The following is a 10,177-nucleotide window of genomic DNA, read 5'->3' on the forward strand; positions in this document are numbered from 1 at the left end:
AGGGCGAGGCCTACGCGAACAAGCTCCGCGAGGCCGGCGTCCCGGTCACCGCCGTGCGCTTCCAGGGCATCATCCACGACTTCGTGATGCTCAACGCCCTGCGCGAGACCCACGCCGCCGAGGCCGCCATCACGCTGGCCACCGGCGCCCTGCGCACCGCCCTTCACAGCGCCTGAACCCGAAGAGAGAACCCTGACATGACTACCTCCACCCCCACCGTCGTTCTCGTCCACGGCGCCTTCGCCGACGCGGCCAGCTGGTCCGGGGTCATCGCCGAGTTGCAGAGCCGCGGCATTGCCGTCGTGGCCCCGCCCAACCCGCTGCGCGGACTGGCTTCCGACGCCGCGTACATCGCCTCCGTGGCCGCCCAGATCGACGGCCCCGTCATCCTGGTCGGCCACTCCTACGGCGGTGCGCTCATCACCGTGGCCGGCACCACCGAGAACGTCGTCGGTCTGGTCTACATAGCGGCCTACGTCCTCGAAGAAGGCGAGAGCCTCGGCGAGCTGCAGGGCCGGTTCCCCGACAGCCCGCTGGTCAGCAACCTGAAGCAGGCGACGTACCCCGTCGAGGGCGCGGATCCCGCGGTCGAGGTCACCATCACGCCCGAGGCCTTCCCGGACGTCTTCGCCGCCGACGTCCCCGCTCCCGTCACCAAGATCCTGGCGGTGGCGCAGCGTCCGCTCGCCGCCGGGGCCTTCGCGGAGACGGCCACCGCGGCCGCGTGGAAGACCAAGCCCTCCTGGGCGCTCGTGGCCGGCGCCGACCACGCGATCAACCCCGAGGTCGAGCGTTTCGGCGCGAAGCGCGCCGGGGCGACCGTCGTCGAGATCGACGGTGCATCGCACGCGGTCGCCGTGTCCCAGCCGAAGGAGGTCGCCGACCTGATCCTGGACGCGGTACGCGCCACGAGCTGACCAGGCGGAACAGGCAGCCGCGCGGACGGACTCCCCCGTACCGCGTCCGCGCGGCCCCGTTTCCGGTCCTCCTGCGATGCACCGGTTGCGGGTCGATACGGGCACGCAGGCGACAACCGCATCCGGCTCTTGGCGCCCCACGAATTCAGGAGATGACGCATGAACTCCTTCTCACCTGGCTTTCGCGGGCGTGCCCGTCCCCTGGCGGACCGCCTGCCTCCCGGCCAATACCCGACGGAGCAGTTTCCCGTGCTGTCGGCGGGCCCCACGCCCCGCATCCCCATGGACACCTGGGCCTTCACGGTGACCACGGAGCAGGGACGCACGCACCGCTGGACCTGGGAGGAGATGATGGCTCTTCCCCAGCAGGAGACGGTGACCGACATTCATTGCGTCACCCGGTGGTCCAAATTCGACACGCACTGGCGTGGCGTCCCCGTCAATGCCTTCTTCGACGACGTCGAGACGGCCGCGGACCACGTCGTCGTCCACAGCCATGGCGGCTACACCACCAACATGCCGCTCGATGAACTCCTCGACGGCAAGGCCTGGATTGCCCACACGTACGACGGCAACCCGCTCCCACCCGAGCACGGCGGACCCGCCCGGCTGCTCGTGCCGCATCTGTACTTCTGGAAGTCGGCCAAGTGGGTGCGCGGACTTGAACTCACGCTCGAAGACGAGCCAGGCTTCTGGGAGTCCATCGGATACCACAACCACGGCGACCCGTGGCGCGAGCAGCGCAACTGGGGCGACTGACCATGGGCATCGCCTGGCGCACCGCGCGCCTCGTCGAGCGCCGCCCCCAGACCGCTACGGCCCGTTCCCTGGTCTTCACTGTTCCCGGCTGGCCCGGCCACCTGCCCGGCCAGCACGTCGACGTGCGGCTCACCGCCGACGACGGCTACCAGACGGTGCGCAGTTACTCCCTGGCCGCACCCGCCGACGGCGACCGCATCGAACTGGGCGTGCAAGCCGTGCCCGACGGTGAGGTCTCCCCTTACCTGGCTCACGACCTGCCGCCGGGCGCCGACGTGGAACTGCGCGGGCCGCTCGGCAACTGGTTCGTCTGGCGGCCCGAACAGACCGAGCCGGTGCTACTGGTGGCCGGCGGCTCCGGCGTCGTCCCGCTGGCAGCAATGATCCGCGCACGCAGCGGGACAGGGACGCGCAGCCCTTTCCACCTGCTGTACTGCGCGCGCACCCCCGACGAGGTCTGGTACCGCGACCACCTGGCCGACCGGGACCCGCAGCTCGACGTCCGCATCGTGTACACCCGGCGGGCCCTGCCGGGCAGCACGCGCGGGCCCGGCCGCGTCACCCGGGGCGACCTGGACAAGCAGGCGGCACAGCTCCAGCCGGACAGCCCCGTTTACGTCTGCGGGCCCACCGGCTTCGTCGAATCCGTAAGCAATCTGCTGATCGACATGCGGTGGGACCCGGCCGCGATCCGCACCGAACGTTTCGGCTGACCATGAGTGGCGGCGCGTTGTCCCCCTTCTGGATGCCTGGCCTTGGCAGGCCGACGCGGCCTGCCAAGGCATGGCTTCGACCGTGTTCTTCTCGCCCACCGGCGAACGTGGCCCCGCCCGGCGCCACCGCGAGCAGCGGGCCCTGCGTATCTGCCGGTCCTGCCCGGTGCTCGACCAGTGCGCCGCCTTCGCGCAGAGGACCCACCAGCGCTTCGGGGTCTGGGGCGGCATGACCGAACGGCAGCGGACCATCACCGCCACCGACTCGGACACGCTCTGAGCGCGGACCGATCGACTGTACCCGCCGTACGTTTCCAGCCGCTGCCGCTTCGGGCGGTCACCCTGTACACCCCGGGCGGCGTGATCCTCTTCGTCCGCGGGGAGATCGGCCTGGCCACCGCCCCGCACTTCGAAGCCGCACTCACTGCCCATCTGCGCCGTCAGTTCCGAACGCCCACCGCCGGCCTCTGCGCGGTGACGTTCCTCGGCCGTGGCACGTCTCCTGACGCTGACCGGAACTCTTTCGGGGCTCACCGAACCGCTTGACGCCTCCGCGCCGCCTGCCCGCGCCGCGGTCTCCCCGGCACAGCCCACCACCGCGCGGGTAACCGGGTAGTTGTGGGCCCACTGGCGAACGGCAGTTGACGGCGCGGTCGACCCCAGGGTGTTGGCCGGGGGGAGTCAGCTGCCGTCGCCCGGCCTGACGGGACTCACTTGAGGAACCGACGCCTTACCCGTGTTGGAGACCTTGCCGCCGGTCCAGCGGACTCTGACCGGCACCGTCTCGTCGGGCGGGGTAACGAGTACGGCCGCGGGTGTCACGGTGGTGACCCCGGAGATCGCCGGATTGGTGAAGACCAGCGCCGACCACGCGCTCGCTCCGGGGGCAAGCGTCACGATCCGTCGCTCCTGCCCGGTGGTCCGCTCGGGGTCCGGGGTGACAGCCTCGCCGGCACTGTTGACGAACGCCACACCAGGGAATCCGTACATCGTGCAGGTGCGGTGGGAGCCATTGGTCAAGATGACGGCGAAGTTCTCCTGCCCGGCTCCCGGGTGGTCCGGGCCGATGGACGCCCGCAGTTCGGAGCTGCGGCATCTGGTCGCCGTCGGCTCCTGAGCGGCGGACGCGGCCGGCGTCGGTCCGTCCGACGGGCTGGCGGTACCAGCGTCGGCGGACCCCGAGCCGGTGGCCGACGACGGATTTCCGGAGTTGCTCGGAGCCGGGCTGCCGGCTGCGGCGCTGCCCGTGCCGGTGCTCGTACAACCAGTCAGCGCGGCTGCCAGCGCGGCGCAGCAGGCGAGTGCGGCGGGCACAGCGCTACGGTGCGTCATGTTCTACCTTCTTCGGTGTTGTCGGATGGGCTGTCATGCGCGTCCCCCGGTAACGGCCCGCATGGTCGTTACCGGGGGACGGGTCCTGTCGCACGCAGGAACGCCGGGCCGTTCGGCCGTTCTGTACGGCCTACTGACGCCGTAGCAGGTACTTGTGCTGCCCGGACAGGACGAGTTGGCCGCGCTGGTTGTGGATGGTGGCTGCTGTGACCACGATGCCGTTGCTGCCCTTCGGCTCCAGGCCGGTGACGGTGAGCGCCGGGTACAGGGTGTCCCCGGAGTGCACCTCGGCCAGGAAGGTGCAGGACACCTCGAGGAAGCTGACGAACACCTCGCCGATGAAGTGCGGGAACAAGGTGGCGCCCGGTGCGGTGAACGCCAGCACCTGGAGACCGTGTACCACTGGCGCGGAGTGTCCGTGCTTGCGCGCCCACTCGGCGTCGTAGTGCACCGGGTGATTGTCCGCGGAGACCGTCTGGAAGGCCGCGGCATGAGCGTCCGTCAGGGTGCGGCTGGGGGCCCGGAAGACCTCGCCGATGCGCAGGTCCTCGAACGTCCTGGCCGGTACGACCAGGAACGCGTCGGGGTCGAACTCGGCCGGTGCGACGGCCGTCTGCGGCTCTGTGTTCTGCTTCTCCATCACATGGTCCTCTCGCTCGGTGCTTCTTCGTGTATCCGGCTCTCCAGCGACGTGCCTCTCCTTGACCTCGGCGCCGTCGAGGGCCGCCGACCGCAGACGGCGGACGTCCGGCGTCCGGCCCGGGGCGGCTCCGGCGGCACCGCCCCGGGCCGCCCTACTCGCCAGGAGTGATCCGGGCGGCGAGGAGGTTGGGGTCGTTGTTGGTGAAGTAGGCGCCGTTGGCGATGTAGGCCGTGGTGCCCCGTACGGCGAGTGAGGTCGGGTTCTCCAGCCCGTCGGCGGCGGTCAGCACCGTGGTGTGGCTTCCGTCCGGCCTGACCAGGGCGACCTCGTTGTCCGCGTTGATCGCGGCCAGCAGGGTGTCACCGGCGCCCGTGAACGCGATGTCGTCGATGTTGACGAGGCCGGTGGCCCGGGTCTCGATGGGACCGGCGGCGCCGTGGCGGGTGATCGGGATGCGCAGTACGGTGCCCTTGTCCAGGTTGGACACCCAGGCCGCACCCTTGTGGATCTTGATGCCGTTGGCTCCCAGGAAGCCGGCGGCTTCCAGCTCGGGCGCGGTGGCCCACTTGATGGGCGTGCCCCCGGTGATCGGAACCCGCCAGACCGTGCCGAGGACCGAGTCGGCCGCATACAGCAGGCCGCTCTGCTCGTCGAGGGCAAGACCGTTGGGCAGGCTGTCGGCCGGGAGCGCGGCGATGCGCTCCGGGGTGCCGCCCGGGCGAAGGCGCCACAGGCCGGTCAGGTCGCTGTTGCCGGTGGCGTACAGGAAGTACAGCGTTCCGTCGTGTGCCCGGACGATCCCGCCGAGGAACGGTGAGGAGAGGACGGGGGTGCCGGCGCCGGCCGGAGGCGCCGGCAGGGTTGCGAGGACGTGCACCTGGCCATCGGGGCCGACCCGGGCGACCTGGCGGCTGAACGCGAAGGTGACATCGGCGCCGCCGCCGGGTTCCAGAGTTATGTTCTCCGGCCGCTGTCCCTCGGCCATGTTCAGATGCGACACGAAGTGGACGTGCGATACGGGGGCGGTGGCCGCGGTCGCCGGGCCTGGGGCAGTCATGGCGAGGGTCGTCGCCACGGCCACGGCCAGGAGGCCGATCCGCGTACCGTTCAGGCTTCTTGGCATGTGTTTCTCTTCCATTCTGTTGCTTCCTGCTCGGCGATACGTCTGCTTTCCCCTGATTGCAGGGGTGCGCGGCGCCGAGTGGCCGCTTGATCGGATTCACGTCGGGATTCGCTCGTATGTGGTCAGCCGACGAACCGTTGACGCAGTTCGCCGATGCCCTGGATGACGCTGACCAGTTCGTCGCCGGCGGCCAGCCAGCGCTGCGGCGAGCGGCCGAGACCGACACCGGCAGGAGTGCCGGTGAAGATGACGTCTCCCGGAAGCAGCGGGAGCACCCCGGACAGCTTGGCGATGAGGGCCGGGACGGAGAAGATGAGGTGCCGGGTGCGGCCGCGCTGCACCTCCTCACCATTGATGGCGCAGGTCAGCTCCAGATCGTCGGGGTTGTCGAACTCGTCCGGGGTGACCAGCCAGGGGCCCATCGGAGCGAAGCCCGGACAGGACTTGCCGAGGCTGAACTGGGGAGCCGGCCCGGCCATCTGGATGACGCGCTCAGAGATGTCCTGGCCGACCGTCAGGCCCGCGACGTGACTCCAGGCATCGGCTTCGGACACCCGGTACGCGTCGCGGCCGATGACCACCACCAGTTCCACCTCCCAGTCGGTGTGGCCGCCCTCCGGCAGTGCCACCTCGGTCACCGGGCCGGTGATGCTGGTCGCGTACTTGGTGAAGACCGGTGGCATGCCCTCGGGCGTGGTGAATCCCGCCTCGGCGACGTGCTCGCGGTAGTTCAGGCCGATGGCGAGCAGTTGACGGGGCGCCGGTGACGGTGCGCCGAGATCCGCCGGGTCGAAGGGGACACCGCCGCCGAGATCGGCCTGATCGGCCCAGGCACGGAACTCCGCCCAGCGGGAATAGACCGCTTGCGGGTCCGAGGAGAAGAGATCGCCGCTGGCCTTCTGGACGTCGACCGCCCGGTCGGCGGTGACCACCATCAGACGGCCGGCGAGATTGGCTATACGCAAGGTGCGCTCCGGGGTGCGATGCGGGTTGTGGGGACAGACGCGTGTCGGTCCTCTCCTGAACACGGCCGCAGCGGCGGCCTGTCGACCCGGCGCTGCGTGGGCTTGCTGCGCCGTGCGGGGACTGGCGCGCCACGCCAGCGCTCAGTCGATGGGTCGGGTGGCGCGCTCGAGCGCGAGCAGCGCGGAGTGGTACGGGCGGCCGGTGACGTGTTCCATGCCGATCTCACACGTGCGGTTGGCCGACAGATGGGCGTCGAACGCGCCCGAAGCGACCTCCTCGGCTTCATGCGCCGTCGCCGCCTCGGTCAGCTCCTTGTGCAGAAGTCCCCGGTCACCGGCGAAGCCGCAGCACTCCGCGTAGACGGGCACGCGGACGTCGTGCGCGACGAACCGCGCGACTGCGAGGAGCTGCTCGACATCGCCCAGGTGCCGCATCGAACAGGTGGGATGTATCACCGCGCTGTCGATCCGGTCGGTCACCTTCAGGTGCGGCAGCAGCTCGGTGGCGGCCCAGACGATCGAGTCCACGACGGTGAGAGCCTGGTGCTTCCGGTAGTTCTCGGGCGTCAGGTACGGTCCGACCTCCTGCCCGATGCCGAGCGTGCAGGACGACGCGTCGACGATGAGCGGCAGGCGTCCGCCGTCGGTCCACTCCCAGGCCCGCTCCACGATGCGGTTCGCCATGACCGTGTTGCCGGCGTCGTACCCCTTGGAGTGCCAGATGGTCGCGCAGCAGGACCCGGCCGTGTCCGGCGGTATCCAGACCGGCCGCCCGGCCCGGCGGGAGACCTCGACGACCGCCTCTGGCAGGGACGGCCCGTCGATGCCGTGCGGTCCCGCGAAGATCCGGTTGACGCAGGCCACGTAGTAGACGGCGACGGCGGTCCGCCGGTCCGTGCGGGGCAGCCGCCGACTCGCGGAGGACGGTATGCCGGGCAGCCATTCGGGCACCAGGTCGGGCGAAATGGCCTTCCGCACCGCCGAGGTGACGCTCTGTAGGACCCGGTCGCTGACATGGTCCGCGACACCGAGGGCGGTCCGCACCGACGACTCCACGAGGGAGAAGCGCTCCGCGACCCGGGCCGCGTTCCGCTCCTCCCGGTCGGAATGCCGCTGGTGGCGGAACCTCTTCATCATGGCGCCGGTGTCGATCCCCACCGGGCACGCTGTTTTGCAGGTCGAATCCCCGGCACAGGTGTCGACCGCGTCGTATCCGTAGGACTCCAGCAGGCTGTCCATGGCAGCCGAACCGACCGGCTGGCGCATCATCTCGCGCCGTAGCACGATCCGTTGACGTGGTGTGGTGGTGAGATCGCGGCTCGGGCAGACCGGCTCGCAGAAACCGCACTCGATGCAGGAATCGGCGATCTCCTCGATGACGGGGATGGTCTTGAGACCCTGCAGATGGGCTCGGGCGTCGCGGTTGAGCACCACCCCGGGAGCCAGTACTCCCCCCGGGTCGAGGATCTGCTTGACCCGCCACATCAGCTCGGTCGCCCGGCCACCCCACTCCATCTCGAGGAACGGCGTCATGTTCCGGCCCGTGGCGTGCTCCGCCTTGAGCGAGCCGTCGAATCGGCGCACGACCATGGTGCAGAACTCGTCCATGAAGGCCGCGTAACGCTGGACATCCTCACGGCGAGCGGCGTCGAAGGCGAGCAGGAAGTGCAGGTTGCCGTGCGCCGCGTGGCCGGCGACCGCGGCGTCGAAGCCATGCCGGCGCTGCAGTTCGGACAGGGCCTCGCAGGCTTCCGCCAGCCGCGACGGCGGCACGGCGAAGTCCTCGGTGATCAGCGTCGACCCGGCCGGCCGCGCCTTGCCCACCGCCGTCATGAACGCCTCACGGGCGTGCCAGTACGTGCCGATCGTGCCCGGGTCCTCGATGAAGCGGTTGCTGACGGACGCCACCGGGGCCACCAGCGTCAGCTTCTCAAGGACACCGGCGGCGGCCTGCTGGTTGGCCCGGTGGGCCGATTCGTCCGGGGCGCGGAACTCCACCAGCAGGGCAGCGGTCTCCTGGGGCAGGTCGGCCCAGTCCGCGGGAACGCCGTCCACGCTCGCGCAGGCACGCAGGGTGTTTCCGTCCATCAGTTCGACGGCTCGGGCCCCGGCACCGTTGAACAGCGACACCGCCGCCGCGGCGGCCGCGAGGTCCGGGAAGAACAGCAGCGCCGTGTGGGTGAGACGGTCCAGAAAGACCGTCTTGAACACCGTCTCGGCGATGAAGCCCAGAGTGCCCTGGGAGCCGACCATCAGCCCGCGCAGGATCTCCACCGGGGTCGATCCGTCCAGGAAGGCGTCGAGACGGTAGCCGTTGGTGTTCTTCAGCTCGTACTTCGCGCGAATCCGGGCGACCAGCAGGCTGTCGCTCTCGATCTCGGCCTTCACCAGCAGCAGCCCCTCGCACAGCTCGGGCTCGGCCTTCCGCAGCAGTGCGTCGGCGTCCGGAGCCGCGGTGTCGACGACCGTGCCCGACGGCAGAACAACGGTGGCGGAGGAGAGCAGGCGGTAGGAGTTGCGGGTGACCCCGGCAGTCATGCCCGAGGCGTTGTTGGCGACGACCCCTCCGACGGTGCATGCACGGGAACTGGCCGGGTCCGGGCCCATCAGCCGGCCGTACCGGGACAGCGTGATGTTGGCGCGTCCCACGGTCGTGCCGGGTTTGATCCTCGCCCTGGCACCGTCGTCGAGCACCTCGACGCCGGTCCAGTGGCGGCGCACGTCGACCAGGATGTCCTTGCCCTGCGCCTGGCCGTTCAGCGAGGTCCCGGCCGCCCGGAAGACGATCTCACGCCGGTGCTCATGGGCGTACCGCAGCACCGCGGCCACGTCCTCGACGCTCTCGGCGATCACGACCACCTTGGGCACGAAGCGGTAAGGGCTGGCGTCCGAGGCGTACTTCACCAGGTCGGAGAGCGAGTGCAGCACCTTCCGGGGACCCAGCAGACGGGCCAGATCCTCCCGCAGGGAGTCCGGCGTCCCGGACGCCCTGTCGTCGGTCACCCGGTCGACGGCCGGGCTCTCGATATTCCTCGGTCGCAGTTTTCCCGGTTCCGGCTCGAACAGTGCCACGTAACTCTCCATCCCATTGCAGAAATCCCGACCCAGGGCCGCGCTCCACACCGCGCCATTTGCTTTTTGCTTTTCGTGGCCCGCTGTTGCCGTTGGTTCCTCACTCACTCCCTGGCATGAGTTCGGCGCCGACGCGGTCCAGGTCTATGCCGAGTTCCTCCGCGCCGGGAGGCACCACCAGGTGGGGCGCCTCCAGAATGGTGGTGGCCGCCGACACCACGATCTCCAGCAGCGCCGCCCCGGCGGGGGACCTCACGACGATGCACAGAGAGGCCGGATGGCAGCGATGCCTGGGGATGTACGTCTCCGACGCCCACCGTCCGGCACAGGCCCTCCGACAGGAGGCTGCGGGCGAAGACCCGGTCGACCGTGCCGGTCGACGGCACGCCGAGGGACAGACGCACGGCGTAGGGGTCGGTGCTGTCGTAGCGCAGCTTCGCAGGCAGCGGTACCGGTCGTTCGTCCGGCACGCAGGCATGCACCACCGCCTCGTGGGTGACCGAGAACCCGGCTGCTGCACCGGAAGAAGACTGACTCATGACGTCCCCTGATCGCTGGTGCCCTAGGCCCTGTCGTCAAATTCCCGCCTGCCCCGCGACGCCATGCACGCACTCTCGCCGCACCGGGCCCAGACCCGAGTACATCCAGTACGA

The 10,177-nt window shown here is 70.0% G+C and carries 10 protein-coding genes and 2 pseudogenes; 5 read left to right on the forward strand and 7 right to left on the reverse strand.

What is annotated here, in order from left to right; all coding sequences use genetic code 11:
• From ABZ656_RS52840 to ABZ656_RS52860, 5 genes and pseudogenes are all read left to right on the forward strand, one after another.
• Positions 1–176, forward strand: a pseudogene (locus ABZ656_RS52840) (esterase); the annotation flags it as partial.
• Between the two features lie 21 nt (positions 177–197).
• The gene (locus tag ABZ656_RS52845) at positions 198–917 is read left to right on the forward strand and encodes an alpha/beta hydrolase (protein ID WP_101403237.1); all 720 of its coding nucleotides are present in this window, start codon (positions 198–200) and stop codon (positions 915–917) included.
• Positions 918–1,076: 159 nt separating this feature from the next.
• Positions 1,077–1,676 carry a sulfite oxidase-like oxidoreductase gene (locus ABZ656_RS52850; RefSeq protein WP_075028076.1) on the forward strand — a complete coding sequence of 200 codons (600 nt, stop codon included), beginning with the start codon at positions 1,077–1,079 and terminating at the stop codon, positions 1,674–1,676.
• A 2-nt stretch (positions 1,677–1,678) separates the two neighbouring features.
• On the forward strand, positions 1,679–2,389 hold the full coding sequence (locus ABZ656_RS52855; protein WP_101403236.1) for a ferredoxin reductase: 711 nt from the start codon (positions 1,679–1,681) through the stop codon (positions 2,387–2,389).
• Between the two features lie 28 nt (positions 2,390–2,417).
• Positions 2,418–2,669, forward strand: coding sequence for a WhiB family transcriptional regulator (locus ABZ656_RS52860; RefSeq protein WP_360279210.1), 252 nt, complete (start codon positions 2,418–2,420; stop codon positions 2,667–2,669).
• 401 nt (positions 2,670–3,070) lie between these two features.
• Here the strand turns inward: ABZ656_RS52860 and ABZ656_RS52865 are convergent, their stop codons facing one another.
• The 7 genes and pseudogenes from ABZ656_RS52865 to ABZ656_RS52895 form a co-directional block, all read right to left on the reverse strand.
• The gene (locus tag ABZ656_RS52865) at positions 3,071–3,721 is read right to left on the reverse strand and encodes a DUF4232 domain-containing protein (protein WP_360279202.1); all 651 of its coding nucleotides are present in this window, start codon (positions 3,719–3,721) and stop codon (positions 3,071–3,073) included.
• Between the two features lie 130 nt (positions 3,722–3,851).
• Positions 3,852–4,361: a MaoC family dehydratase gene (locus ABZ656_RS52870; protein ID WP_075028071.1), complete on the reverse strand. Its 510-nt coding sequence runs from the start codon at positions 4,359–4,361 to the stop codon at positions 3,852–3,854.
• Positions 4,362–4,515: 154 nt separating this feature from the next.
• Positions 4,516–5,487, reverse strand: a complete 972-nt coding sequence (locus ABZ656_RS52875; protein WP_101404105.1) for a hypothetical protein — start codon at positions 5,485–5,487, stop codon at positions 4,516–4,518.
• A 122-nt stretch (positions 5,488–5,609) separates the two neighbouring features.
• Positions 5,610–6,452, reverse strand: a complete 843-nt coding sequence (locus ABZ656_RS52880) for a fumarylacetoacetate hydrolase family protein (protein WP_075028070.1) — start codon at positions 6,450–6,452, stop codon at positions 5,610–5,612.
• Between the two features lie 141 nt (positions 6,453–6,593).
• Positions 6,594–9,524, reverse strand: a complete 2,931-nt coding sequence (locus tag ABZ656_RS52885; RefSeq protein ID WP_360279207.1) for an FAD-binding and (Fe-S)-binding domain-containing protein — start codon at positions 9,522–9,524, stop codon at positions 6,594–6,596.
• A gap of 100 nt (positions 9,525–9,624) precedes the next feature.
• Positions 9,625–9,780 (reverse strand): hypothetical protein, encoded by a 156-nt coding sequence (locus ABZ656_RS52890; protein ID WP_360279213.1) that lies wholly within the window; start codon positions 9,778–9,780, stop codon positions 9,625–9,627.
• Between the two features lie 100 nt (positions 9,781–9,880).
• Positions 9,881–10,063: pseudogene (locus ABZ656_RS52895) on the reverse strand (SsgA family sporulation/cell division regulator); the annotation flags it as partial.
• Positions 10,064–10,177 lie beyond the last annotated feature (114 nt).

The organism is Streptomyces sp. NPDC007095, assembly GCF_040634475.1.
GTDB lineage: Bacteria > Actinomycetota > Actinomycetes > Streptomycetales > Streptomycetaceae > Streptomyces.

Coding starts and splice junctions, on each gene's coding strand:
- ABZ656_RS52845 (WP_101403237.1), top strand. CDS start 198: ATGACTACCTCCACCCCCACCGTCGTTCTCGTCCACGGCGCCTTCGCC.
- ABZ656_RS52850 (WP_075028076.1), top strand. CDS start 1,077: ATGAACTCCTTCTCACCTGGCTTTCGCGGGCGTGCCCGTCCCCTGGCG.
- ABZ656_RS52855 (WP_101403236.1), top strand. CDS start 1,679: ATGGGCATCGCCTGGCGCACCGCGCGCCTCGTCGAGCGCCGCCCCCAG.
- ABZ656_RS52865 (WP_360279202.1), bottom strand. CDS start 3,721: ATGACGCACCGTAGCGCTGTGCCCGCCGCACTCGCCTGCTGCGCCGCG.
- ABZ656_RS52870 (WP_075028071.1), bottom strand. CDS start 4,361: ATGGAGAAGCAGAACACAGAGCCGCAGACGGCCGTCGCACCGGCCGAG.
- ABZ656_RS52875 (WP_101404105.1), bottom strand. CDS start 5,487: ATGCCAAGAAGCCTGAACGGTACGCGGATCGGCCTCCTGGCCGTGGCC.